27 protein-coding genes are annotated in these 24,727 nt (G+C 68.2%); 16 read left to right on the top strand and 11 right to left on the bottom strand.

Annotated features, from left to right (window positions below; all coding sequences use genetic code 11):
- Window positions 1–253 precede the first annotated feature (253 nt).
- Genes grpE through FHR19_RS14210 form a run of 3 tightly spaced genes read right to left on the bottom strand, consistent with a single transcriptional unit; the run spans window position 254 to window position 2,430 of the window.
- Window positions 254–814, bottom strand: a complete 561-nt coding sequence (gene grpE / locus FHR19_RS14220) for a nucleotide exchange factor GrpE (RefSeq protein WP_184029639.1) — start codon at window positions 812–814, stop codon at window positions 254–256.
- 34 nt (window positions 815–848) lie between these two features.
- Window positions 849–1,892 carry a heat-inducible transcriptional repressor HrcA gene (gene hrcA / locus FHR19_RS14215; RefSeq protein WP_184029637.1) on the bottom strand — a complete coding sequence of 348 codons (1,044 nt, stop codon included), beginning with the start codon at window positions 1,890–1,892 and terminating at the stop codon, window positions 849–851.
- 31 nt (window positions 1,893–1,923) lie between these two features.
- A complete protein-coding gene (locus FHR19_RS14210) occupies window positions 1,924–2,430 on the bottom strand; it encodes a DUF6438 domain-containing protein (RefSeq protein ID WP_184029635.1) in 507 nt (168 codons plus the stop codon).
- A gap of 79 nt (window positions 2,431–2,509) precedes the next feature.
- On the opposite strand from FHR19_RS14210, the gene rph reads away from it, so the two are divergent.
- The 8 genes from rph to FHR19_RS14170 all read left to right on the top strand — a co-directional run bounded on the left by rph (window position 2,510) and on the right by FHR19_RS14170 (window position 8,656).
- The gene (gene rph, locus FHR19_RS14205) at window positions 2,510–3,226 is read left to right on the top strand and encodes a ribonuclease PH (protein ID WP_184029633.1); all 717 of its coding nucleotides are present in this window, start codon (window positions 2,510–2,512) and stop codon (window positions 3,224–3,226) included.
- Entirely contained in the window at window positions 3,223–3,852 is a 630-nt protein-coding gene (rdgB, locus tag FHR19_RS14200; protein ID WP_184029631.1) for an RdgB/HAM1 family non-canonical purine NTP pyrophosphatase, read from the top strand. The genes rph and rdgB overlap by 4 nt, the downstream gene beginning before the upstream one ends.
- 118 nt (window positions 3,853–3,970) lie before the next feature.
- Window positions 3,971–4,213: a hypothetical protein gene (locus FHR19_RS14195; RefSeq protein ID WP_184029629.1), complete on the top strand. Its 243-nt coding sequence runs from the start codon at window positions 3,971–3,973 to the stop codon at window positions 4,211–4,213.
- 185 nt (window positions 4,214–4,398) lie between these two features.
- Complete coding sequence (locus FHR19_RS14190) at window positions 4,399–5,508, top strand: RNase A-like domain-containing protein (protein WP_184029627.1); 1,110 nt, start codon at window positions 4,399–4,401, stop codon at window positions 5,506–5,508.
- Window positions 5,505–5,798: a contact-dependent growth inhibition system immunity protein gene (locus FHR19_RS14185; protein WP_184029625.1), complete on the top strand. Its 294-nt coding sequence runs from the start codon at window positions 5,505–5,507 to the stop codon at window positions 5,796–5,798. The genes FHR19_RS14190 and FHR19_RS14185 overlap by 4 nt, the downstream gene beginning before the upstream one ends.
- 31 nt (window positions 5,799–5,829) lie before the next feature.
- Window positions 5,830–6,219 (top strand): hypothetical protein, encoded by a 390-nt coding sequence (locus FHR19_RS14180; RefSeq protein WP_184029623.1) that lies wholly within the window; start codon window positions 5,830–5,832, stop codon window positions 6,217–6,219.
- A gap of 41 nt (window positions 6,220–6,260) precedes the next feature.
- Complete coding sequence (gene hemW / locus FHR19_RS14175; protein WP_184029621.1) at window positions 6,261–7,394, top strand: radical SAM family heme chaperone HemW; 1,134 nt, start codon at window positions 6,261–6,263, stop codon at window positions 7,392–7,394.
- A 35-nt stretch (window positions 7,395–7,429) separates the two neighbouring features.
- Window positions 7,430–8,656: a serine hydrolase gene (locus FHR19_RS14170; protein ID WP_184029619.1), complete on the top strand. Its 1,227-nt coding sequence runs from the start codon at window positions 7,430–7,432 to the stop codon at window positions 8,654–8,656.
- Here FHR19_RS14170 and FHR19_RS14165 read toward each other — a convergent pair.
- The 4 genes from FHR19_RS14165 to FHR19_RS14150 are packed head-to-tail and all read right to left on the bottom strand — an operon-like array spanning window position 8,606 to window position 11,566.
- Window positions 8,606–9,178 (bottom strand): GNAT family N-acetyltransferase, encoded by a 573-nt coding sequence (locus FHR19_RS14165; protein WP_343053279.1) that lies wholly within the window; start codon window positions 9,176–9,178, stop codon window positions 8,606–8,608. The two genes, FHR19_RS14170 and FHR19_RS14165, sit on opposite strands and share 51 nt — an antisense overlap.
- The gene (locus FHR19_RS14160) at window positions 9,175–9,966 is read right to left on the bottom strand and encodes a LysR family transcriptional regulator (protein ID WP_184029615.1); all 792 of its coding nucleotides are present in this window, start codon (window positions 9,964–9,966) and stop codon (window positions 9,175–9,177) included. Before FHR19_RS14160 ends, FHR19_RS14165 begins: the two co-directional genes overlap by 4 nt.
- Entirely contained in the window at window positions 9,963–10,361 is a 399-nt protein-coding gene (gene apaG / locus FHR19_RS14155) for a Co2+/Mg2+ efflux protein ApaG (protein WP_184029613.1), read from the bottom strand. Before apaG ends, FHR19_RS14160 begins: the two co-directional genes overlap by 4 nt.
- Entirely contained in the window at window positions 10,358–11,566 is a 1,209-nt protein-coding gene (locus FHR19_RS14150; RefSeq protein WP_184029610.1) for a trans-sulfuration enzyme family protein, read from the bottom strand. Before FHR19_RS14150 ends, apaG begins: the two co-directional genes overlap by 4 nt.
- Before the next feature lie 59 nt (window positions 11,567–11,625).
- Between FHR19_RS14150 and FHR19_RS14145 the strand changes: the two genes are divergently transcribed.
- The 4 genes from FHR19_RS14145 (at window position 11,626) to trmFO (ending at window position 15,841) form a co-directional block, all read left to right on the top strand.
- Entirely contained in the window at window positions 11,626–12,828 is a 1,203-nt protein-coding gene (locus FHR19_RS14145) for a phospholipid carrier-dependent glycosyltransferase (protein ID WP_184029608.1), read from the top strand.
- Between the two features lie 33 nt (window positions 12,829–12,861).
- Window positions 12,862–13,419, top strand: coding sequence for a GbsR/MarR family transcriptional regulator (locus tag FHR19_RS14140; RefSeq protein WP_184029605.1), 558 nt, complete (start codon window positions 12,862–12,864; stop codon window positions 13,417–13,419).
- 80 nt (window positions 13,420–13,499) lie between these two features.
- Window positions 13,500–14,462, top strand: a complete 963-nt coding sequence (locus FHR19_RS14135; RefSeq protein ID WP_246359534.1) for an SRPBCC family protein — start codon at window positions 13,500–13,502, stop codon at window positions 14,460–14,462.
- 32 nt (window positions 14,463–14,494) lie between these two features.
- Window positions 14,495–15,841 (top strand): methylenetetrahydrofolate--tRNA-(uracil(54)-C(5))-methyltransferase (FADH(2)-oxidizing) TrmFO, encoded by a 1,347-nt coding sequence (gene trmFO, locus FHR19_RS14130; RefSeq protein WP_184029601.1) that lies wholly within the window; start codon window positions 14,495–14,497, stop codon window positions 15,839–15,841.
- Here trmFO and FHR19_RS14125 read toward each other — a convergent pair.
- Together FHR19_RS14125 and FHR19_RS14120 are read right to left on the bottom strand one after the other, a co-directional pair.
- Window positions 15,838–16,314, bottom strand: coding sequence for an EF-hand domain-containing protein (locus FHR19_RS14125; protein ID WP_184029599.1), 477 nt, complete (start codon window positions 16,312–16,314; stop codon window positions 15,838–15,840). The two genes, trmFO and FHR19_RS14125, sit on opposite strands and share 4 nt — an antisense overlap.
- Window positions 16,315–16,384: 70 nt before the next feature.
- Window positions 16,385–17,083 carry a squalene/phytoene synthase family protein gene (locus tag FHR19_RS14120; protein WP_184029597.1) on the bottom strand — a complete coding sequence of 233 codons (699 nt, stop codon included), beginning with the start codon at window positions 17,081–17,083 and terminating at the stop codon, window positions 16,385–16,387.
- Window positions 17,084–17,155: 72 nt separating this feature from the next.
- Here FHR19_RS14120 and FHR19_RS14115 point away from each other — a divergent pair, with 72 nt between their 5' ends.
- The 3 genes from FHR19_RS14115 to FHR19_RS14105 are packed head-to-tail and all read left to right on the top strand — an operon-like array spanning window position 17,156 to window position 20,147.
- Complete coding sequence (locus tag FHR19_RS14115) at window positions 17,156–18,877, top strand: TadE/TadG family type IV pilus assembly protein (RefSeq protein ID WP_184029595.1); 1,722 nt, start codon at window positions 17,156–17,158, stop codon at window positions 18,875–18,877.
- Complete coding sequence (locus tag FHR19_RS14110; RefSeq protein WP_221228547.1) at window positions 18,877–19,485, top strand: TadE/TadG family type IV pilus assembly protein; 609 nt, start codon at window positions 18,877–18,879, stop codon at window positions 19,483–19,485. The genes FHR19_RS14115 and FHR19_RS14110 overlap by 1 nt, the downstream gene beginning before the upstream one ends.
- Entirely contained in the window at window positions 19,482–20,147 is a 666-nt protein-coding gene (locus FHR19_RS14105) for a pilus assembly protein (RefSeq protein ID WP_184029591.1), read from the top strand. Before FHR19_RS14110 ends, FHR19_RS14105 begins: the two co-directional genes overlap by 4 nt.
- Before the next feature lie 156 nt (window positions 20,148–20,303).
- On the opposite strand, the gene FHR19_RS14100 is transcribed toward FHR19_RS14105, so the two are convergent.
- Together FHR19_RS14100 and ettA are read right to left on the bottom strand one after the other, a co-directional pair.
- Entirely contained in the window at window positions 20,304–21,488 is a 1,185-nt protein-coding gene (locus tag FHR19_RS14100; RefSeq protein WP_343053278.1) for a sensor histidine kinase, read from the bottom strand.
- Between the two features lie 7 nt (window positions 21,489–21,495).
- Window positions 21,496–23,175, bottom strand: coding sequence for an energy-dependent translational throttle protein EttA (ettA, locus tag FHR19_RS14095; protein ID WP_184029589.1), 1,680 nt, complete (start codon window positions 23,173–23,175; stop codon window positions 21,496–21,498).
- A 121-nt stretch (window positions 23,176–23,296) separates the two neighbouring features.
- Between ettA and FHR19_RS14090 the strand changes: the two genes are divergently transcribed.
- The gene (locus FHR19_RS14090) at window positions 23,297–24,661 is read left to right on the top strand and encodes a M20/M25/M40 family metallo-hydrolase (RefSeq protein ID WP_184029586.1); all 1,365 of its coding nucleotides are present in this window, start codon (window positions 23,297–23,299) and stop codon (window positions 24,659–24,661) included.
- Window positions 24,662–24,727 lie beyond the last annotated feature (66 nt).

The following is a 24,727-nucleotide window of genomic DNA, read 5'->3' as shown; positions in this document are numbered from 1 at the left end:
TTGAAAAGTCGCGAGGGTTCGGCGCGCCCCGTCATGTCGTTGCGCTGGGCTTGAGCCGGGGTCGCGCTGGCTCAGCGGATGGCGCTGACAGAAGAAGACGCGGGACCCCAGCTCGGGGGCCGGAGTGACGGGATTTGTGGGGCGTATCGCTTACCCAAATCGTTACCACCGACTTTTTCCGGGGTCCCGCTTCTTCTGCGTCAAAGCGGGAAGAAGCGTCATCCCGGGTCGAGCCCGGGATGACGCAGAAGCGTTACTCCGCCGCCTTGGCGACTCCCACCAGTGCCGGGCGCAGCAAGCGGTCGCGGATCATGTAGCCGGCCTGCACTTCCTGCACGATCGTGCCCGGCGCGGCGTCGGCGCTGGGGACCTCGAACATCGCCTGATGGCGATTGGGGTCGAGCGTCTCCCCGACCGCGGCGATGCGGGTGATGCCATGCCGCGAGAAGATGCTCTCCAGTTCGCGGCCCGTCGCCTCGAGCCCGGTGACGAGGCCCTTGAACCGCTCCTCGCCGCGCACGTCCTCGGGGATCGCCGACAGGCCGCGGGTCAGATTGTCGGCGACCGACAGGATGTCGCGGGCGAAAGCCGTGGCGGCATAGGTGCGCGCATCGGCGGCTTCCTTCTCGGCGCGACGGCGGACATTCTGCACCTCGGCCTGTGCATAGAGGACCTGGCGCTTCGCCTCGGCCAGCTCTTCGGCGAGTTCGGCGTGGCGATCGGCCTCGGCCACCTCGGGCGCCGCTTCGGCCGTCGCCTCGCGCAGCGCTTCGGCATCGGCGGGCTGGCCCGCCGTCGTTTGTTCGTTTTCCATAAGCCCCTGTCGTACAGTCCGTTCGTTCAAGTCTCTAGCTGAGAAGCCGCGAGAGCGTCGCGGCCGTCAAATCCACCATGGGCACGACTCGCGCATAGTTCAACCGCGTCGGGCCGATCACCCCGACCACGCCGACCACCCGCCCGTCGAGCGAGCGGACGGGCTTGGCGATCACCGAAGAGCCCGACAGCGCGAACAGCTTGTTCTCCGACCCGATGAAGATGCGTGCCGCATCCCCCTCACGCGCCGAATCGAGCAGGCGGGCGATCTCTTCCTTGTCCTCCAGCTCGTCAAGCAGCTGTCGCACGCGGTCGAGGTCGTCGGCGGCGCCGGTGTCGAGCAGCCGCGCCTGCCCCCGCACGATCAGCACCGGGCGGCTGCCGCCATCCTCGCTCCAGATCGCGAGGCCGCGTTCGACCAGATCGCGCGCCGCCACGTCGAGCGCCGCCCGCTCGCGCGCGATCTGCTGCGACAGTGCGCTTCGCGCCTCGCTGAGCGTCCGGCCGGCCAGCGTCGCCGAGAGATAGTTCGCCGCCTGTTCGAGCGCGAAGGCGGGCAGGCCCGGCGGCAGATCGACGACGCGGTTCTCGACCGATCCGTCCTCTCCCACCAGCACCGCCAGCGCCTTGTCGTGGCTGAGCGGGACGAAGCTCACCTGCCGCAAACGCGGCTCGCGCTTGGGGACGAGGACAAGGCCCGCGCAAGCGGACAGGCCCGACAGTACGGCGGTGGTGTTGGCGATCGCCGCCTCGACCGGGCCGTCGCCGCCGCGCGCCCCGCCCTCGATCGCCGCGCGCTCCTCGGGCGAGGGTTCGTGGCTCTGCATCATGCCGTCGACAAAGAGGCGAAGGCCGCTTTCGGTTGGCATCCGCCCCGCACTGGTGTGCGGCGCGGCGAGCAAACCGAACTCCTCGAGGTCCTGCATCACATTGCGGATGCTGGCGGGCGAGAGGTTGAGGCCGGAAATCTTCGACAGCGTGCGCGACCCGACCGGCTGGCCGGTGTCGAGATAGCTTTCGACGACGATCCGGAACACCTCGCGCGCGCGGTCGGTCATTTCGTGGATCGGCGGTGTCATGCCCCTGATCTAGGCACCGCGGCGCGTTCGCTCAACGCTTTCCGATGAAGGCGGCGATCGGGAGGAGCGAGGGCGCTGCCTCCAGCACCGCGCGTACCCGCCGAGCCTCATCGGCGCTGCAGCCGAGATAGAGGTGCAGCGACTGCGGCGCGGCGCCGGTGTTCGAATCCCAGCGAACGTTGATCGCGGGCAGGTCGGTGGCGACGGTGCCGCAATCGGCGGTGCCCATCTCGATCCGCCGGTCGCCGCCGGCCGGCCTCACCGCGTCGACATGCTCGATGAAGCGCGCGGCGACCGCGGGCTCGACGGTGAAGCGCCGCTCGCCCGTCACGGCGGTATGCTGCTCGCCGGTGAAGACGCCCTCGCCCTCAGGCGTCATCCTCACCGAATAGACGGGACAGAAGCCGCGACACACCTCGGTCGAATAGGTAACCGCCTCACGCTCGATCGCGATCGGCGCACCCGTTTTGGGGCCGGGTTGCATTGCACATGCCCCGGCGAGCAGCGGCAGCGCGGCGGCGATCGAACGGAGCTTCACGGGCATTCCCCTCATGTCAGGCTGGCGCGAGCGCCATGCGCGGTCTATCGCCCAGCCAAACCCAATAGGAGCTGAACAGATGCGCCCATCCGGCCGCGCCCCCGACGAAATGCGCCCGATCTCGATCGAGCCGAACTTCACCCGCCACGCCGAGGGATCGGTGCTGATCGGCTTCGGCGACACCCGCGTGCTGGTGACGGCCAGCATCGAGGAGCGCGTGCCCCCCTTTCTGCGCGGCAAGGGCGAGGGCTGGGTGACGGCCGAATACGGGATGCTCCCGCGTTCGACGCACACGCGCAGCAACCGCGAGGCGGCGAAGGGCAAGCAGTCGGGCCGGACGCAGGAAATCCAGCGCCTCATCGGCCGCAGCCTTCGCGCCGTCACCGACCTCAAGAAGCTCGGCGAGCGGCAGATCGTGCTCGATTGCGACGTGATCCAGGCCGATGGCGGCACGCGCACCGCCTCGATCTCGGGCGCGTGGGTGGCGCTGCGCCTCGCGGTCGACAAGCTGATGGCCGAGGGCAAGCTGACCGTCGATCCGATCCTGCATCAGGTCGCGGCGGTGAGCTGCGGCATCTATAATGGCACCCCCGTGCTCGATCTCGACTACCCCGAGGATTCGGCCGCCGACGCCGACGCCAATTTCGTCCTGCTGGGCGATGGCCGCATCGCCGAGGCGCAGGCGACGGCAGAGGGCGCTTGCTACGACGAGGAATCGCTGCTGCGCCTGCTCCGCCTCGCGCGGATCGGCTGCAACTCGATCTTCGAGGCGCAGCGAAAGGCGGTCGGTCGATGAGCGGCGAGGGCAAGGAGCCGCAAGCGATCCGCAAGCTGCGCCCCGGCAAGCTCGTCATCGCCAGCCACAATCAGGGCAAGGTGCGGGAGATCCGTGCGCTGCTCGCCCCCTATGGCATCGAGCCGGTTTCGGCCGGCGAACTCGACCTGCCCGAGCCCGAGGAGACCGGCACCACCTTCGTCGCCAATGCGGAGCTGAAAGCGATGCAGGCGGCCGACCTGTCGGGCCTGCCCGCGCTGGCCGACGATTCGGGGATGTGCGTCGAGGCGCTGGGCGGCGATCCGGGCATTTTCTCGGCGCGCTGGGCCGGACCGACCAAGGACTTCACCATCGCGATGCAGGCAGTCGAGGACAAGCTTTCCGCGATCGACCCCGCCCCCACGCGCGCCGCGCATTTCGTCTGCGCACTCGCGCTCGCCTGGCCCGACGGTCATGTCGAATGGTTCGAGGGGCGAGTCGACGGCACGCTCGTCTGGCCGCCGCGCGGGGACCGGGGATTTGGCTATGATCCGATGTTCCTGCCCGAAGGGGGTACGCAAACGTACGGCGAAATGGACCCCTCGGAAAAGCATGCGACCAGTCACCGCGCCGATGCATTTAAGCAACTGGTTGCGGCTATTTTTTAGTTGCCGGGTCATCAACCCTGCTTTTGATATCGCGCACGCAACAAAGTACGTGTTAACGAGTTTTTGGGCAGTTGCTCGCTAGCGGGCGCTGCGAAATACGTTTGAAAGGGAGTGTATCATGATCGGTAAGATTGCTCTGGCGCTGGCCGCCACCACGATGACTGCGGCTCCGGTTCTCGCCAATCCGGCGCAGAACCTGTCGGTCGCCAAGAGCGTCCGCGCTTCGACCGCCAGCAAGGACGCCAACGGCGCGCTCGGCGGCGCCGGCGGCCTCGGCCTCATCATCGGTGCGGGCGTCATCGCGATCCTCGTGCTCGGCCTGACCGTCGGCGACGACAACGGCCTGCCCGACAGCAACTGATCTTCGATCAGCTTGTGGCCGGCAACGCGCGGCCGGAAAGGGAAGCCTACGGGCTTCCCTTTTTTGTTGCCGCATGCACGCCGGCCTAGTCGGATCGATTAGGCGGCATAGTCGCTCCGACGAGCGCAAGAGCGGCACCGTCATGCTCCAATCCCGGCATCGAAAGCTGCGTGGAAGGGCATGGCATGTTTGCCGAAACCGCATCGATCTCCGGCTCGGGCAGCGCCAGCGTCACGTCCAGCCCGGATCAGGCCGCGACGCTGGCGGCGGAGGCGCGCGTGGGCGGCACGTTCGACGCGCCCGCCCTCGCCGCCCGCCTGACCGAGCTCGGCACCGCCCAGCCGGGTTTCGACCAGACGCTCCGCACCCAGATCGAGGCACACCTGACCCCGGTCGAGCGCGGCGAACTCGCCCGCGCGCTCGAGGCGCCGGCCAACGACAACGCCGCCGCGCCCGGCGCCGGCCCCGATCCGGTGCAACTCGGCCTCGACCTCGGCCAGATGGCGCTGGACGTCGCCGGGATCTTCGATCCCACGCCGATCAGCGACGGCGCCAATGCGGTGGTGTCGGCCGGCCGGGCGATCGGATCGCTGTTCTCCGGCAATTGGGGCGAGGCCGGCGGCCATGCGATGAACGGCGTCATCTCCGCCGTCGCGATCGTGCCGGTGGCGGGCGACGCCGCCAAGCTCGGCAAGATCGGCAAATGGGCCGAAACCGTAGGCGACGCGGTCAGCGCGGTCGCGCACAACCCGGCGCTGCGCGAAACGCTCGCTCCCGCGCTGCAAAAGGTCCGCGACGCGATCGGTACGATCCCGCAGGGTGCGCTCGACGCCCTGCCCGCCAGCGCACGCGAATCGATCGACGCGACGAAACGCCAGCTCGACGAGTTCTTCACGGCCGCAACGAAGCAAGTGCCGGGCGGCGGGCTGGCCGCCCACGAAGCAGCCGGCGGGCACATGATCGAGCGCCACGTCGGCAAGAGCGAAGCCGACCTGCGGGCACGGCTCGACGCCGATCCAAAAATATCGGGCGCGTCGTCTTTCCGGACGCTCGAACGCGCGGAGACCGTCGTGGGCGACGCGATCGCGGCGAACCGGCAGCGGATCGACGACTGGCTTGCGGGGAGCGGCAATCGCCTCGTCCTCAACCACAATGCCAGTGCCAGCACCGGGATTTCGCTCAATCGCGGCGCCGCCGACGCGGCCGACGTCAACTCGGTCCGTCTCGTTCTACAGCGCGACGCGTCGATGGAGACTGGCTATCGCATCGTGACCGGCTATCCTACCGCTCCATGACCCATAGCCTCACCTCGACCGAACAAGTGCTTGGCGGCTATCTGCATCAGGACTGGCCGGGCGAATTTTCGACGGTCGATGCCGCGGTCGCGGCGATGATCAACGCCGAGCCGCGGTCGCTGCGCGAAGCCGCGGTGAGCGAGATCGATGCTCTGCTGGCTCGCGAAACCGACGAGGCCCGGCTTCGTACGATCCTGACCGACGAGGCGGGTTGCTATTACAACCCGGCGAGCGAGGGCTCTAGCTATCGGGACTGGCTGAGCGGGCTCGTGGTGCGGCTTGCGCGATAAGTTTTCGTAGACGGCAGCGGCACCACGGACGATGGTAACCGACGGGTCCGCGCCCGACGCCGCGCTGCACGCACTTTGCCAGGCGATCGTCGGCGACATCGTTTATGCCACGCGCGACTGGGAACTCATCGTTTTGGTCTTCGAGCTGGAAGGCCGAACTCGCGATTTCGGCTATGTTTTCGAGACGGGCGACCGATGGGAAGCGGAAACGCCGGAAAATTGGGACGTGCTCTCGCTGGCAAAAGCGTTCCGCGCTTCGACGGCGCAGCCCGGCGCGCCCGGATGGAAGAAATGCCTGCTTCGGATCGAGCGTGCGAGCGGCGCTGTGCAGGTCGATTTCGACCATAGCGGAGAGAAGTGGCAACCCGATTATGCCGATCCTGCCGCATTCGCGCGCAGGCTGCGCGACTGGCCTCGCTGAGCGCTTCCCCGCGGTGCAACGACGGTCCATAGGCGGCGGCGATGTCCCCTGATCCCCTCGCCCTCTATATCCACTGGCCGTTCTGCGTCTCCAAATGCCCCTATTGCGACTTCAACAGCCATGTGCGCGACGCCGTCGACCAGGCACGCTGGCGCGACGCGCTGCTCGCCGACCTGTCGCATGAAGCGGTGCTGACGCCCGGCCGGAGGATCGGCTCGATCTTCTTCGGCGGCGGCACCCCCTCGCTGATGCCCCCCGCCACGGTCGCCGCGCTGATCGAGGCGGCGGACCGCCACTGGGGCCTCGCCCCCGATTGCGAGATCACGCTGGAGGCCAACCCCTCATCGGTCGAGGCGGCGCGGTTCGCCGACGTGGCGGCGGCGGGGGTCAATCGCGTGTCGCTGGGCCTGCAATCGCTCGACGACGCGGCGCTCGGCTTTCTCGGCCGCGCGCATTCGGTGGCAGAGGGGCTGGGGGCGCTGGAAACCGCGCAGGCTGCGTTTGCGCGCGTCTCGTTCGACCTCATCTATGCGCTGCCCGGCCAGTCGCTGGTCGGGTGGGAGGGCGAGCTTGCCCGCGCGCTGGGGTTCGGCACCGGCCATCTGTCGCTCTACCAATTGACGATCGAGCCAGGCACGCGCTTCGCCACGCTGGCCGCGAAGGGCGAACTGACGATCCCCGACGCCGACGCCGCCGCCGACCTGTTCGAGACGACGCGGGCCATGACCGCCGCGGCAGGGCTGCCGGCCTATGAAATCTCGAACCACGCGCGGCCGGGAGAGGAGAGCCGCCACAACCTCACCTATTGGCGCTATCGCGATTATGTCGGCGTCGGACCCGGCGCGCATGGCCGGCGCGGCGGCCATGCGACCTTTCGCCGCAAGAAGCCCGAAAACTGGCTGTCCGCCGTCGATCGCAACGGTCACGGCATCGAGGCGGAAGACGCGCTGGTGCCGCAGGAACAGGCGATCGAGGCGCTGCTGATGGGCCTTCGCCTGCGCGAGGGCGTCGACCTCTCGCGGATCGAGGCGTTTGGTGCACTGCCGGTCGACGCCCCACGCGTCGATCGGCTGGTCCGCGAAGGCTTGCTCGCCCGCGACGGCAACCGCCTGCGCGCGACCGATACCGGGATGCCCGTGCTCGAGGCGATGCTGCGCGAGATCGTCGCCGCCTGATTGCCAGCGCCCGGCCGATCGGCGAGGGTCCCGCAATGCTCCAGACTGCCCCGCCCCCCGCGATCGTCCAGCCGGCGCCGGCAGACGTCGACCGCCGCTTGGCCGAAATCGTCGCGCTGCTGTCGGGAAAGGGCGACTATGCCGCCACCTTCGGCGAGCGATTCCGCAGCGAGGTGCCCAAGGCGCGCTTCGACGCGCTGGCCGCGCAGATCGCGGCAGGCTTGGGCAAGCCGAAGGGGGTAGAGCGGATCGACCGCGCCAACGCGCTCGAGGCGACCGCGACGATCGGCTACGAGCGCGGGCGTATCGGCGTCGCGCTGACGCTCATGCCCGGCGGCACGCGCCAGGTGGCGGGCTTCAGCATCACCGGCAGCGCCCCCCGACAGGACAGCTTCGCCGCGATCGTGGCAGAGGCAGCGAAGCTGCCGGGGACGGTCGGCTTCGGCGTCTATGCGCTGGAGGACCCCGCCCCCCGCGCGCTGGCCGAGCATCGCGGCGAGGCGGCGGCGCCGATCGGGTCGGCGTTCAAGCTATGGGTGCTCGCCGAGCTCGCGGCGCAGGTGGCCGAGGGCAAGCATCGATGGGAGGACGTCGCTCCGCTCGCCCCCGCCTCACTTCCCAGCGGGATCACGCAAGGGTGGCCGGCGGGCACACCGATGACGCTGCAAAGCCTCGCCACGCTGATGATCGCGATCAGCGACAATACCGCGACCGATACGCTGATCGGCGTCCTCGGCCGCGAGGCGGTGGATGCGCGGGCCGCTGCGCTGGGCGCCGACCGGCTGCCCGTCCTGACGACGGCGGAAGCGTTTCGTCTCAAGCATCCCGCCGCCGCCGCGCTTGCCGCGAGTTGGGCGGCTCTCACGCCCGACGAGCGGCGCGCGCGACTTGCCGATCCGGCGCTGGCGAAGGTCCCGCTCGATCCGGCCCTGTTCGGCGACACCGCCGTCCGGCCGGAGATCGAGTGGTTCGCCTCGCCCCGCGGCATCACCAAGGCGCTCGACTGGCTGTCGCGAAAGGGCGGGCCGATCGCGTTGGCGATTCTGGCGACGCCGCGCGCCGATCCGCATGGCCTCGCCTATCTGGGGTACAAGGGCGGGTCGGAACCGGGCGTGCTGAGCTTCAACCATCTCGCCCGCGACGCTCAGGGCAAATGGTATGCCGTCATCGCCAGCCAGTATCGCGCCGACGCCGCGGTCGACCCCGGCGCCTTAGGCAACCTTTCGGCGCGTGCGCTCGATCTTCTCGGCGCGCGCCGCTGACCAGTCGTCGGGGAGCAGGCCGTAGAGCGCGGTGTCGCGCACGCCGATATGCGTCTCCCACTCGGCGCGCAGCACGCCCTCCAGCTTGAAGCCGAGCCCCTCGAGCAGCGCGCGCGAGCCGGTATTTTCCGGGTCGGTATCGGCATAGAGCCGGCGCTGCCCCTCGGCGAACACCTGCTCGATCACCGCGCTCACCGCCTCGGCGACGATGCCGCGCCGCCAGTGCGCGCGCAGCAGCATGTAGCCGATCTCGCTGACATTGCCCTTCCAGTCCTCGCCCACAGAGACGAAGCCGATCGCGCGGTCGTCGCCGCTCAGCGTGATCGCCCAGGCGCGCCAGTCGGGCATGTCCTGCGCCAGATAGGCATGGGTCTGCTCGACCGTTTCGTGCGGCCCGGTCGACCAGTATCGCATGGCCTCGACATCGGCGAAGGCGGCGAACAGCGTCACGGCATCGTCGGGCGTGCGCGGGCGCAGCACCAGTCGCGCGGTGCGTAGCGTCGGGAACGGCCGGTTCGTCACGCCGCCAGCGCGTCGACCAGCGCGCGCACCTTCTTCTGGCGCCATTGCGGCAGCGGAGCGACCATCCAGTAGCCAAGGCTGTAGGGCTTCGGCTCACCCACCGTGACCACGCGGCCCGCGGCCAGATCGCCGCGCGCCAGCAGCTCGGGCACCGTCGCGAAGCCGAGCCCCGCCGCGGCCGCCTCGATCGCCAGCCCGGCGTCGGCGACCGAAACCAGCGACACCGCCTCTTCATTGAGGCAGCCCGGCCACGAGATGCGCGTATCGGCGCCACCGCCGGGCGCGCCGATCGTCACCATGCCGTCGGATTCGAGCGCCTCGCCCTCGTGCTCGCCCGGCCCCTCGCCCCAGCGGATCGCGAGATCGAGGTTGGCCTGTGCGAAATCGACGCCCTCTTCGGCGGCGACCAGCGTGAAGCGCTGTTCGGGATCGGCGCGCGCGATATCCGACAGGCGCGGCATCAGCCATTTCTGCGTCAGATCGCGCGGCGCGGCGATCGTCAGCGATCGCGACGACTGGCCCGCCTGCATCGCCCGCACCGCTTCCTCGAACTGGAGGAACCCGTCGCGCAACGCGGTGAGCCCGCGCTCACCCTCCGGCGTCAGCTCGAGGCCGCGAGTGGTGCGGCGGAACAGGACGACGCCCAGCGTATCCTCCAGCGCGCGGATCTGCTGCCCGACCGCGGCGGGGGTCACCGCCAGCTCGTCCGCGGCGCGCGTGAACGACAGATGGCGCGCGGCGGCGTCGAGCACGCGCAGCCCGTTGAGCGGCAGGTGCGTCCGCTTCATCCCGCCACCGCCGGGGCGATCAGCCCGAACTTGGGGATGGTCACGTCGAACCCCGACCCGTCCTCGCCCAGCATATGATAACTGCCCTGCATCGACCCCGTCGGCGTCGCGAGATGACAGCCCGACACGTAATCGAAGCTGCCGCCCGGCGCGATCATCGGCTGCTCGCCGACCACGCCCTCGCCCTCCACCGAATGGCGCGCGCCGCGGCCGTCGGTGATGATCCAGTGGCGGGTGAGGAGCTGGACCGCCATCTCCGCCTCGTTCTCGATGCGGATGTGGTAGGCCCAGAACCAGCGACCGCGATCGGGCTCCGACTGTTCGGGCAGATAGCTGACCGAGGTGCGCACGACGACGCCGCGCGTCCGTGCCTCCTCGGTGAACAGCGCCTTCACAGGCCCACCTTGGCCAGCGCCTGATCAAGGTCGTCGATCAGGTCGGCGGGATCCTCGAGCCCCACGTTCAGGCGCAGCAGCCCCTCGGTCACGCCCATCTCCAGCCGCTTTTCCTCCGCGACGCCGTAATGCGTGGTCGAGGCGGGATGCGTCATCAGCGAGCGCGAGTCACCGATGTTGTTGGAAATGTCGATCAGGCCGAGGCTATCGAGCAGGCCGTGGGCCTGGGTTCGCCCGCCATCGACCTCGAAGGAGAAGATCGGCCCGGTCATCGCCATCTGCGACAGCGCCAGATTGTGCTGCGGATGGCTGGGCAGCCCCGGATGATTGATCCGCGGCACGCGTCCCTCCAGGAAGCGACCGACCTTCAACGCGTTCTCCGACTGGCGGCGGATGCGTAGGTCGAGCGTCTCCAGCCCCTTCAGCACCACCCAGGCGTTGAAAGCCGAGAGCGTCGGGCCAGTGTTGCGCGTGAACGGCAGCAGCTCGTTGAGGATAAAATCCTCGGTCCCGCACACCGCGCCGGCGAGGACGCGGCCCTGCCCGTCCATCATCTTGGTCGCGGAATAGGCGACGATATCCGCCCCGAAATCCATCGGCCGCTGAAGCGCGGGGGTCGCGAACGCATTGTCGACGACGGTCCGCACGCCCTTCGCCTTGGCCAGGTCGCACACGGTCTTCAGGTCCACCACGTCCATCGTCGGGTTGGCGGGCGTCTCGAAGAACCAGAGCTTGGTCTTGTCGGTCGTCGCATCCGCGAACGCCTGCGCATCGCGCGCGTCGACGATCGTCGTGGCGATCCCGAACTTGGGCAGCAGCGTGTCGGTTAGCCAGCGGCACGACCCGAACAGCGCGCGGCCCGCGACGACATGATCGCCCGCCTGTAACTGGCACAGCAGTGCCGCGGTCATAGCCGCCATGCCGCTGGCCGTCGCACGGCATGCTTCGGCCCCTTCAAGCAGGGCGATGCGATGCTCCAGCATTTCCACGGTGGGGTTCTGGAGCCGGGAATAGGTCATGCCCGACTGCTCGCCCGCAAACCGAGCCGCGGCATCCCCGGCACAGTCATAGGCATAGCCGGAGGTCAGGAAGATCGCCTCCGACGTTTCGCCGAACTCCGATCGCATCGTGCCGCCGCGCACCGCCTGCGTTGCGGGGCGCCATTGCGAGGTGATCGAGCGGTCCTGGCCAGTCGTGCGCTTCATGGCCGCTTCCTAGGCTTGTGGCCTTGCGTGATGCAAGCGCCGCGCTAAGCCGATGCGCGATGCGCCTTGTCGATCGACCCCGCCTCATCTGCCTGATCATCGCGGCGGCGGCGTCGCTTCTGTTCGCGCTGCACCTCGACCGGCCGGGCAAGCCGGTGTTCGACGAGGTGCACTACGTCCCCGCCGCCCGCGCGATGCTGGCGCTCGATCACCCGGCCAATACCGAGCACCCGCCGCTCGCCAAGGAGCTGATCGCGGTCGGTTTGGGGGTGTTCGGGGACAATCCGATCGGCTGGCGCGCGATGCCGTTGCTGGCGGGCGCGGCGACGGTGGCGGCGGGGTTCGCGTTCCTGATCCTCCTCTTCGGGTCGGTGCGAACGGCATTGTTCGGCGCGCTGTTCGTGGCGATCAACCAGACGGTGTTCGTTCAGGCGCGTGTGGCGATGCTCGACGGGTTCCTGGGCGCGTTCGTGATTGCAGGGCTCGCCGCGACGATCTGGGCCGCACGGGCACCGACTGGCGCTCGGGCTGCGCGCGCCGCGCTCGCGGGGCTGCTGCTCGGCGCGGGTGTGGCGGTGAAGTGGGCGGCCGCGCCCTATGTCGCGCTCGCGTGCCTCGCGATCCTGGCGAGCGGGCGACAGCGGCCGGTTGCGGGTCTGTCGGCGGCGATAGTGCTCGGCCTCGTCGCGGTCGCCGCCTATTTCGCGACGTTCGTGCCCACTTTTTTCTACACGCATGACCCCGTCGTGCCATCGGACCTGCTCGCGCTGCAGCAGCGGATGTACGCGGCGCAGACGCAGGTGCTCCAGGCGCACCCCTATCAATCGGACTGGTGGAGTTGGCCCCTGATGCTGCGGCCGATCTGGTATTTCTATGAACTGGACGCGGGCGTGCAGCGGGGTGTCCTGTTGATCGGCAACCCGGCGATCATGTGGGGCGGGCTGGTCGCGATTCTCGCCTGCCTTTGGGCACGCGGGCGCCATGCCATCATCGGCGGACTGTGGGTCTTTTCGATCCTCATCTGGGCGGCGATCCCGAAGAGCCTTGGCTTTTATTATTACTACCATCTGTCCGGTATCTTCGCCGCACTCGCGTGCGCCGCCGGCCTCTCGCTGCTCCCGCCGCGGCTGCGCTGGATCGAGCCCGCGTTCGCCGCGCTTGCGGTCGCGCTATTCCTCTATTTCTACCCGATCATCAGCGGCGGCGCGTTGTCCGACCCGCAGGACTTCAATCGCTGGATGTGGTCTGATAGCTGGCGTTGACTCCGGTTATTTCTGTCATTACAGAAATGGACGATGAAAACGCTGCTCGATCATCCCGACGTCAAGGCTTTCGTTCTCCACTGGGGCGAAATGGGGACGCAGTGGGGCGTCAATCGCTCGGTGTCGCAGATTCACGCGCTCCTCTACCTGTCCGACCGCCCCCTGCCCGCCGACGAGATCACCGAGGCGCTGGGCCTCGCCCGCTCGAACGTGTCGACCGCGCTAAAGGAGCTTCAGGGCTATGCGATCGTCCGCCGCGTCCATGTCGAGGGCGACCGGCGCGACCATTTCGTTGCCGAAACCGACCTGTGGGAAATGCTGCTGCGCATCGCCGCCGAGCGCAAGCGGCGTGAGATCGACCCGACGATCGCGCTGCTCGGCGAGCTCGCCGAACGCCTTCGCCATGACGAGACCGCGCCGGCGCTGGTGCGCGAGCGGATCGGGCGGATGCACGAGTTCATCTCGACGCTGGGCGGCTGGTACGAACAGGTCCGCTGCCTGCCCAAACCCACGCTCGTCGCGCTGATGAAGCTGGGCGGCAAGGTCGCCCGCTTCGTCTCCCCGCTGAAGGGCAAGTCCAAGGAGCGCTGATCCGAAGCAACGCGCTGCACCGGCGCGACCAAAGCGTTCGGTGTTTACCGAAACAACCGTAAAGGGAGACTGCAATGGCAATGAGCGAACGAACCGAAGCCGCTTTCGTCCGCACGCTCGCCGCCATCGCCGCCGCCCTTGCCTTTGCGGGCGTCGTCTATGCGCTGCTGGAGGCCGCACAGCCCGATGCGGGGCTCGTCAGCTTCACCTTCCTGCTCGTGCTTCCCGCCGCGCTGTGCGCGTTCGTCGCCTATGTCGCCGACCCGTGGAAGACGCGGTCGCGTCGCGCCTATCTGCTCGTACCGGTGCAGGTGCTGGCCGCGGTCATCGCCGTGTCGATCTTCATCCTGCGCGAAGGGACGATCTGCATCGTCCTGCTCAGCCCGCTCTGGCTCTTGAGCGGCATGGCCGGGACCGCGCTTACCTACAAGCTGCGGCGCCGGGTCGAGGACGGGCGGACCTATTGCGCGACGCTGCTCCTCGTCCCGCTGCTGGCAATGCAGGTCGAGCCGCTGGTCACCTGGCCGACCGACAGCGCGGTGGTCACGCGCTCAGTCGTGGTCGCCGCCAGCCCCGATCGGCTCTGGCCGCTGCTGCGCGGCATTCCCGACGTGCGCCCGGGCGAGGGGCGCTGGAACCTGTCGCAGGACGTGCTCGGCATCCCCCGCCCCGTCGGCGCGCAGATGGTCGGCGAGGGCGTCGGCGCGACGCGGCTGGCGAATTGGGGACCGCAGATCCGCTTTCGCGAGAAGATCACCGACTGGCGGCCGGGCCGGGCAATCGCGTGGACGTTCCATTTCGACGACGTGCGCGGCTGGGCGTTCACCGACCGCCACCTGATGCCCGACAGCCATTATCTGAAGGTGCGCGACGGCGGCTATCACCTCGATCCGCTTCCCGGTGGCCGGACCCGCGTGACGCTGCACACCCGTTACGAGGCGACGACGCCGGTCAATCTCTACACGCGGCTGTGGGGCGAGCTGTTCCTCGGCGACGTGCAGGACAACCTGCTCGCCCTCGTGCGCCAGCGGGCGGAGCGGTAGACGCCCGCACGCCCCTCGCCTATCTGGCCCGCATGACGCATCACGATATCCATGTCATCGGCGGCGGGCTCGCCGGGTCGGAGGCGGCGTGGCAGCTCGCCAGCGCAGGGTTCAAGGTTCGCCTGTCCGAAATGCGCGGCGGCGGCGACATGACGCCCGCGCACCAGACCGACGGCCTTGCCGAGCTCGTCTGCTCCAACAGCTTCCGCTCCGACGATGCAGAGCGCAATGCGGTGGGGCTGCTCCATGCCGAGATGCGCGCGCTCGGCTCGCTCGTCATGACCGCGGCCGACGCGCATCAGCTTCCCGCCGGCTCCGCTCTGGCCGTCGATCGCGATCGTTTCTCGGAACAGGTGACGCGCACGCTCGCCGAGCATCCCAACATCACGATCGTGCGCGAGCGGGTGGATACGCTCCCCACTGACACCCCCGCGATCGTCGCCACCGGCCCCCTCACCGCGCCGGCGCTGGCGGAGGCGATCGGCGGGGCGACGGGCGCCGATGCGCTCGCCTTCTTCGACGCCATCGCGCCGATCGTTCACGCCGAGTCGATCGACATGTCGATCGCGTGGAAGCAGTCGCGCTGGGACAAGGCCGGCCCCGCGGGCGACGGCAAGGATTACATCAACTGCCCCCTCGACCGCGAGCAGTACGCCGCCTTTCACGCGGCCCTGATCGCCGGCGAGAAGAGCGAGTTTCGCGAGTGGGAGAACGTCCCCTATTTCGACGGCTGCATGCCGATCGAGGTGATGGCCGAGCGCGGCTTCGACACGCTGCGCTTCGGGCCGATGAAGGGCGTCGGCCTCGACGATCCGCGCACCGGCCGCTGGCCGCACGCCTGCGTCCAGCTGCGGCAGGACAATGCGCAGGGGACACTGTGGAATATCGTCGGCTTCCAGACCAAGCTCAAATATGCCGAGCAGGTGCGCATCTTCCGCACCATCCCCGGGCTCGAGAATGCCGAGTTCGCGCGGCTGGGCGGGCTGCACCGCAACACCTTCATCCGCTCGCCGGTGCTGCTGGACCATGAGCTGCGGCTGAAGTCGCGGCCGAACCTGCGCTTCGCCGGACAGATCACCGGGTGCGAGGGCTATGTCGAGAGCTCCGCGATCGGGCTGATCGCGGGCCGCTTCGCCGCTGCCGAACTCGCCGGCCGGTCGCTGCCGACGCCGCCGGTCGAGACCGCGCTCGGCGCGCTTCTCTCGCACATCACCGGCGGAGCGGAAGCGGACAGCTATCAGCCGATGAACGTCAATTTCGGGCTGTTCCCGCCGATCGAGGGCCGTACGAAAAAGGCCGATCGCAAGCTCATGTACACCGCCCGCGCCCGCGCCGCCTTTACCGAATGGACCGCCGCGCTGGAGCCGGTCGCCGCCTAGCTCTCCTCCGCCTCGCGCGGGGCGGCGGGTGGGCAGTCGGCGCGGCGACGAGGCGGCTTGCGCTTGGGCGCGGTGGTCGCGAACTCGGCGCGGTCCAAGGTCGCCGACTTGTCCTTGTCCGCGCCGGCGAACTTGGTCGTCGTCTTGACCGCCCATTCGTCGAAGCTCAGCCGTCCGTCGCCGTTCACGTCGAGCTTGGCGAACGCCTTCTTCCGGCTGGCGAGATATTCATCGCGCGTGATCCGCTCGTCGCGGTCCTTGTCGTAGCGGTTGAAGCGGCGCTCCTCGCGCGACTTCGGCGCGGCCTCGGGCACCGGCTCCTCGGCGTCGGCCGCGACCTGTTGCACCTCTGCCGCCGGGGGCGGCGGCGGGGGTGGCAGGATCACGTCGGCGGTGGCGCTCGATCGAAAGAGGAACATCGCCGCGCCCGCCAGCAACAGCGCCGCCAGCGCGCCCACCCAATATCGCCACATCGCCCTGCTCCCGATCGCCTCGGTACCAGCCTAGCGCGAACGAAGCCCGCCGGTACAGCGGCTTGCGCGATCAGCGACCGGTCAGCCGGTGCCAGCCCAGCCGCGCGATCCGCCCCGGCGTGGCACCCGGCAGCGGCAGGTCGCGATCGGCCGAAAGGTCCATCTTCGCCTGGCGCGCCAGCGCCCCCAGCACGCGCAGCCGGCGCGGCCATGGCGAACCGAGCGCCGCGGCTAGCGCATCCCCCGCCTCCCGCGCTGCCGCCCCGCCGGCCGCGGCGTCGGTAACGGATCGCGACAGGTCGGCCAGCGCCCAGCCCCGCCCCGCCGGCGCAACCGTCGCCGCGTCGCCGCCGCACAGGTGCGCGGCCAGTGCGAACAACCGCTCGCCCCGTCCGGCGGCATAGGCGGCGCGAACCGCCGGATCGGCCGGCTCGCCCTCGATCAGCGCCTCCCATCCCTCGACCAGCGTCGCGAGGTCGGCACCCACCACCCCTTGCGGCAATACGTTGGCCGCGAGCGCCGTCAGCGCCGGCTGGGCCGGCGGCGGCGCTTGGTCCAATCTGGACAGTGCATCATGCCACCAGGTCAACCGCATCTGGGCGATCATCGGCTCGCGCATCTGGCGGATCACGGCGGCCAGCGTGTCGTCGAGTTCCAGCAACGCCGCGACCCCTGCCCGCGCCGCTTGCGGGGCATAGGACAGGATCAGCCGCCGCTCCGCCGCCCGCGCCTCCGCGCCGGGTACGAAGGTTTCGTCACCGTTAACCATGCTGCTTCAATCCGGCTTATCGCTTGGGCGCGCATAGCGCCCGACTGAACCGGAATGTCAGACGGGCGGGGCATGGGCAAGCGGATGGGTTGGTTGGGGCTAAAGGACTGGGCAGGCTGCGGGTTCCTCGCGCGGCTCAGCCGCGACACGCGCGCCAACACGATCGCGATCGTCGCCGCGGCGCTGATCCCGCTGTGCGGCATGATCGGCGGCGGCTTCGACCTCAGCCGCATGTACATCGTCAAGACGCGGCTTCAGCACGCGTGCGACGCGGGTGCGCTGGCGGGGCGCAAGTCGATGGGCGGCGGCACCTGGGCACAGTCGAGCTACATGCCGCGCACGATGGCCGAGCGCTTCTTCGACGCCAACATCGCCAGCGACGCCTATGGCTCGAACACCATCACCAAGAGCTATTCGGAAAATGCCGGCAAGGTGACGGGCACCGCCTCGGCGATCCTGCCGATGACGCTGATGCGCGTGCTGGGCAAGACGACCGAGACGCTGACCGTCACCTGCGAAAGCGAGATGCGGCTGCCGAACACCGACGTGATGTTCGTGCTCGACAACACCGGGTCGATGGCGTCGAAGGCGCGCGCAACCGACACGATGAGCAAGATCGACGGCCTCAAGCAGGCGGTCCGGTGCTTCTACGAAATCGTCGCCCGGCTCGACACCGTCGCCAATTGCGACGCGGGCGCTCCCTCGGGCGGCACGGGCAGTCAGGTGCAGATTCGCTTCGGCTTCGTTCCCTATTCGACCAACGTCAATGTCGGCAGGCTGCTGCCCACCGACTGGATGGCGGATCAGGCGAACTACAATACGCGCGCGCAGATCGGGAATAGCGGCAATTTCCGCTACGGTCTGATGCCCGTGAACGTCAGCGGCATGAAGAACGGCACCGGCTACAACACAACCTTCGACGTGCAGGCCGGCCCGAACAGCGGCATCCGTTCGACCTATCGCGTCAACTGGACGGGGTGCGTTGAAGAACGCAAGACTGCCAAGACGACCGACTATACGCCGATCCCCAGCGACGCGCTCGACCTCGACGTCGACACCGCGCCGACGCCGGGCGACCCGGATACGCAGTGGAGGCCAGGGCTCCCCGAGATCACGTACATGCGCAAACTGCGCACGAGCTGGGACGAGCTCAACCGCGACGAGGTTTCGAGCACGTCCGACACCTATTATCGCTATCTTCAGCTAATTCCGTACGGGTTTAACTATTACTGCCCGGCGGAGGCACGCAAGCTCCAGCAATGGCCTGACGCCAGCGCGTTCGACGCCTATGTCAGCAGCCTGACGCCGACCGGCAATACCTATCACGACATCGGCATGATCTGGGGCGCGCGCCTCATGTCGCCGGACGGAATGTTCAAGTCCGAGAACCAGTTCACGCCCCAGGGCGGCGAGATTCAACGCCACATGATCTTCATGACCGACGGCGACGCGGTGTCGAGCAACTGCGACTACAATGCCTATGGCATCCACTTCTACGACCGGCGCCAGACCGACGATGTGGGCAACTGGCAGAACTGCATGAACGGCACGTCCCTCAACTCCCTGACGGGCCAGATCAACAGCCGGCTCGAGGCACTGTGCGACGTGGTCAAGAACAAGAACATCACGCTCTGGGTCGTTTCGTTCGGCGGCGGCAACCTGCAATCGACCGAGGATCGGCTGGAACGGTGCGCATCGCCGGGCCGCTACTTCCTCGCCAACGATTCCGCCGCGCTCCAGCGAACGTTCAAGTCGATCGCCGACCAGATCTCCGCCTTGAGGCTCATCAAGTGATGCGGTGGCTCCGCCCCCTCGGCCGCGACCGGCGCGGCGTGTCCGCGGTCGAGTTCGGGTTCATCGCGCCGACCTTTTGCATGGTGCTGCTCGGCATCTTCGATTTCGGGCATACGCTCTACATGCGCGGCGCGCTTCAGGGCGTGCTTCAGAAGACCGCGCGCGACGCGACGCTCGAATCGAACACGACCGAGGGGCAGCAGGCGATCCTCGACGACCGGGTGAAGAGCCAGGTGAAGGCGCTGGCCAACAACGCGACGATCGATATCAAGCGGCGCTTCTACCGTACGTTCAGCCAGGCGGCCGCCGCAAAGGCGGAAGACTGGACCGACACCAATCGCAACGGCCGCTGCGATGCGGGCGAACCCTATGAGGATGCCAACAACAACAGCAGCTGGGACAGCGACGGCGGCGACGACGGACAGGGCGGCGCGAAGGACGCGACGGTCGTGACCGTTACCGTCACCTATCCACGCATGTTCCCGCTGCTCAAGCTGTTCGGTGACAACACCGCCAATGCCAAGATCGTCGCGACGACCGTCCTCAAGAACCAGCCCTATTCGGACCAGGGCAGCTATGCCGCCCCCACACGGCGGAATTGCACATGACGAAGCCGCTCTCTGCCCTCGCCCGCCGGCTGGCCACCGCACGCGATGGTGTCATCATCATCGAATATGCCTTTTACCTGCCGATTCTGCTGCTGCTCGGGCTGACGGGGGCGGAGATCACCAACTACATCATCACCCGAATGCGGATCAGCCAGATCGCGCTGCACCTTGCCGACAACGCGGCGCGGATCGGCACCGGCACGCTCCTTCAGCAAAAGACGATCAACGAGACCGACATCAACGACCTGTTGACCGGCGCGGGGCTCCAGGCGGGCGAGCTCGACCTCTACAATCGCGGCCGGGTGATGGTGACGAGCATCGAGAACGACCCCGCCAATGCGGGCAAGTATCGGATCCGCTGGCAGCGTTGCCGCGGCAGCAAGGCGTATGATTCGCCCTATGACAACAGCACGACGAACCTGACCGGCGTCGGCCCGGCGGGGCGACAGGTGATCGCGCCTGTCGACGGCGCGACGATGTGGGTCGAGGTCAGCTACACCTACAAGCCGCTGGTGAAGGAGGCGTGGTCGCCCTCGCTCGACATGGTCGAAACCGCATCGATGATGGTCCGCGACCGCCGCGCCCTCACGCCGGCGACGAATGTCGACGCCAACCAGGACGGCGTTCTGGAGGTAACGGGCGAAACCGCCTCCACCTGCTAGACAAAGTTGAGCACGGGCACCCACCGACCGTTCCCCGGCGAAGGTGGGGGGCCAGTATCGGGCCGCTTACGATTGTCGGCGAACCTCTCGACCGGCACCGCGACTGGACCCCGGCCTCCGCCTGGGTACACGACACGGCTGAACATCGAATCGACCTCAGGGCGCAGGGAAACTCAACAGCGCGAGCGTGCCCGGCCGTCCGGCGCGGGCGCCCATCTCGATCTCGCCGCCCAATTGCCTCGTCAGGCTGACGATCATCCGCGTGCCGAGGCTGCGGCGCGATTGCGCCTTGAGGTCGAAATCGGCGGGCAGCCCGGCCCCCTCGTCCTCGACCGACATCTCGATCCGGCCGCCCTTGCGCGCGATGCGGATCGTGATCGGCCCGCCCTCCCCCTCGGGATAGGCGTATTTGATCGCGTTGGTGACGAGTTCGGTGAGGACGAGGCCAAGCGGGATCGCGGTGTCCGCGCTCAGTTCGATCGCTTCGGCATGACAGACGATCTCGTGCTGCGGCGACTGCTCCGCCAGCGCATTCGCCAGCCCGCAGGACAGGTCGTCGAGCGCGACGATCCCCACCCGCACCCCGCGCCAAAGCTGGTCGTGCGTCTGCGCGATCGCGGTGATACGCGCCTGTGCATCGCCAAGCAGCCGGTTGACGCGCGGGTCGTCGTCGGCCTGCATCTGAAGCGTCAGCATGGCGGAGACGAGCGCTAGGCTGTTCTTCACCCGGTGGCTCGCCTCGCGCACCAGCAGTTCCTGATGCTCGATCGAGGCGTTCAATCGCGCCTCGGCCTGCTGGCGCTCGATCGCGACGCCGATCAGGTTGGCGAAACCCTGCATGAAAGCGAGGTCGTCGGCGTCGAACGTCCCCTCGCCCTCGCTGTCGACCTCGAGCACGCCGTACCGCTTGCCATCCGCCTCGACGAGCACGTTGATCGCGCGGCGGATGCTGTGGTCGGCCATCATCTCGGGCGTGCGGAACCGCTCCTCGCCCTCGAGATGGTTGGAGATGACGGGCTCGCCGGTCTTGAATGCGAAGCCGGCGGGGCTCGCGGTATCGCCGCCCAGGCTGGCGTTGCCGACCACGCCCGCGTCCCAGCCCACGCCCGCCTCGACCCGCATCCGCTGGTCGCTGTCGGGGGCGGACAGGAACTTGGCATAGCGCGAGCCCATGCCCTCGGCGCACAACTCGGTCGCGCGCTGGAGCATCGCGTCGATATCGCGCGAGCGCAGCGCCACCATGCCGAACTCGGCGAGGATGCGCTGCTGGCGCAGGCGATATTCGATCGCGTCGCCGCCCGGTGGCGACGCGGCGTCAGGCGCTTCCTCGACCACGGCCACTAGGCGTTCAGCGCGTCAGCTTCTTGTAGGCAAGCCGCGTCGGACGGTCGGCCGCGTCGCCCAGGCGCCGGCGCTTGTCCTCCTCATACGCCTCGAAATTGCCCTCGAACCATTCGACATGGCTGTCGCCCTCGAACGCGAGGATGTGCGTGGCGAGACGGTCGAGGAAGAAGCGGTCATGGCTGATGACCACGGCGCAGCCCGCGAAGTTCTCGATCGCCTCTTCAAGCGCGCCCAGCGTCTCGACGTCGAGGTCGTTGGTCGGCTCGTCGAGCAGCAGCACGTTGCCGCCGCGCTTCAGCATCTTGGCGATGTTGACGCGGTTGCGCTCGCCGCCCGACAGCTTGCCGACGTTCTTCTGCTGGTCCTGACCCTTGAAGTTGAACGCACCGACATACGCCCGCGTCGAAGCGTCGTGGCCGTTGACCTTCATGTAATCGAGCCCGTCGGAGATTTCCTCCCAGACGTTCTTGGTAGGGTCGAGGTGATCGCGGCTCTGGTCGACATACCCCAGGCGCACCGTGGTGCCGAGCTCGATCTTGCCGGTGTCGGGCTGTTCCTGCCCGGTGATGAGCTTGAACAGCGTCGATTTGCCCGCGCCGTTCGGCCCGATCACGCCGACGATGCCGCCCGCGGGCAGCGTGAAGGACAGGTTCTCGAACAGCAGCTTGTCGCCATACGCCTTAGAGACGTTCTCGACCTCGATCACCTTGCCGCCCAGGCGCTCGGGCACCTGGATGACGATCTGCGCCTTGCCCGGGCTGCGGTTCTGCTGGCTCTCCACGAGCTGCTCGAACTTGGCGATACGCGCCTTCGACTTGGTTTGGCGGCCCTTGACGCCCGCCCGGATCCATTCGAGCTCGTCCTTGATCGCCTTCTGGCGGCCGGTCGCCTCGCGATCCTCCTGCTCCAGCCGCTTGGCCTTCTTTTCGAGGTACGTCGAGTAATTGCCCTCGTACGGGAAATACTTGCCGCGATCGAGCTCGAGGATCCAGTTGACCACATTGTCGAGGAAGTAGCGGTCGTGGGTGATCATCAGCACCGCGCCGGCATATTCCTTGAGGTGGTTCTCGAGCCACTTCACGCTCTCGGCGTCGAGGTGGTTGGTCGGCTCGTCGAGCAGCAGGATCGACGGCTTCTGAATCAGCAGGCGGGTGAGCGCCACACGGCGCTTCTCGCCGCCCGACAGGTTCTCGACCGCCCAGTCGCCCGGCGGACAGCGCAGGGCCTCCATCGCGATCTCGAGCTGGTTGTCGAGGCTCCAGCCATCGACCGCGTCGATCTTGGCCTGAAGCTCGCCCATCTCCTCCATCAGCGCGTCGAAGTCGGTGTCTTCCTTGGGATCGCCCATCTCGGCCGAGATCGCGTTGAAGCGATCGACGAGATTCGCGGTCTCGCGCGCGCCGTCCTTGACGTTCTCCAGCACCGACTTGCTCGGGTCGAGCTGCGGCTCCTGCTCCAGATAGCCGACGGTGATGTTCTCGCCCGCCCACGCCTCGCCCGAATAATCCTTGTCGATGCCCGCCATGATCTTGATGAGCGTCGACTTGCCGGCGCCGTTGGGGCCGACGATGCCGATCTTGGCACCCTGATAGAATTGCAGGTTGATGTTCGACAGCACCGGCTTGGGCGCGCCGGGGAAGGTCTTGGTCATGTCCTTCATGACGAAGGCGTACTGGGCGGCCACTGCGGGTCTCCGGGATGGGGGTTCGGCAAGGATGGAAAGTCGCCGCGGGAGATAGCGACGAGCGTGCGGATTGGCAATCAGGGGGCCTTTACCGGACGGTTCCAGCGGCTACCAATGGCCCATGCCCAGCATGATCCTCCCCGCGCTTGCCGCGCTCGCCCTTCCCGCCCCCCAAGCTGACGACGCCGACCTGCGCGTCGCCCAGCTTCGCGATGCCGCGCTGGAGGACGACTATGCCTATGCGATCACGGAGGCGATCACGACCGAGCTCGGCCCGCGGCTGGCCGGCACGGCCGAGGAAGCGCGGGCGCGCAAATGGGCGGTGACGACGCTCACCAGGATGGGCTTCAAGAACGTCCGCGACGAACCCTTCCCGCTCAAGACCTGGGTCCGCGGCGTCGAAAGGGCGATGGTCGTCGGCGAGAACTCGCAGCCGCTGGTCCTCACCGCACTCGGCAATTCGGGCGCGACCCCGGCGGCGGGGCTGACCGGCGAGGTGGTGTTCTTTCCCACGCTCGACGACCTGAAGGACGCGCCCGACGGGTCGCTTGCCGGCAAGATCGCCTTCGTCAGCCATGCGATGACGCGGACGCAGGACGGCAGCCAGTACGGCTATTACGGTGCGGTCCGGCGGCAAGGACCGGCGATCGCCGCGGCGAAGGGCGCCGCCGCGATCCTGATCCGGTCGGTCGGCACCGACAGCCACCGGATGCCGCATGCGGGCAGCACCGTGTTCCCCGAGGGCACCGCCCCGATCCCCGCCGCTGCGCTCGCCGTGCCCGATGCCGATCAGCTCGAGCGGCTGGTGGGGCGCGGCGCGCCGGTCCGCGTCGCCCTGACCCTCACCCCGCGCATCGTTGGCACGCAGAACTCGGGCAACGTCGTCGCCGAGGTGCCGGGCCGCGATCCCGCCGCTGGAATCGTCGTCGTCGCCTGTCACCTCGACAGCTGGGACCTCGGCACCGGCGCCATCGACGACGCCTCGGGCTGCGGGATCGTCGCCGCCGCGGCCAAGCGAATCATGGACGCGGGCCGCCCGCGCCGCACGATCCGCGTGCTCTGGGCCGGATCGGAGGAAGTCGGCGTGTTCGGCGGCAAGGCCTATTTCGATGCCCACAAGGGCGACAACCACGTACTGGCCGCCGAATCGGACTTCGGCGCGGATCGCATCTGGCGCCTCGACACGAACTTCGCGCCCGCGAACAAGCCGCTGGCCGACCGCCTCGCCGCCGCGCTCGCCCCGCTCGGCATTTCGGCGGGGCGCGATCCGGCGGGCGGCGGGGCCGATGTGTCGGCGCTCGTTTCGGCTGGCGTCGCGGGCGTTGATCTGCAACAGGACGGCACGCGCTATTTCGACCTTCACCACACGCCCGACGACACGCTGGACAAGGTCGATCCGGCCCAAATGAGGCAGAATGTGGCAGCGTGGACGGCGATGCTGGCCGTCGTCGCGGACGCCCCGGAGGCGATTTCTGCGACGAAATGAGGCTGCTTTCCTACGTATCGAGTCGATTTATAAGTTGACGCACCCGTAACGGGCGTTAATGCGGCA

Origin of the sequence: Sphingomonas yantingensis, from assembly GCF_014199325.1 — a bacterium.
Lineage (GTDB): Bacteria > Pseudomonadota > Alphaproteobacteria > Sphingomonadales > Sphingomonadaceae > Sphingomonas > Sphingomonas yantingensis.
Note: the sequence above shows the minus strand (reverse complement) of the source record. Positions and strands in the feature narration are given on the sequence as shown.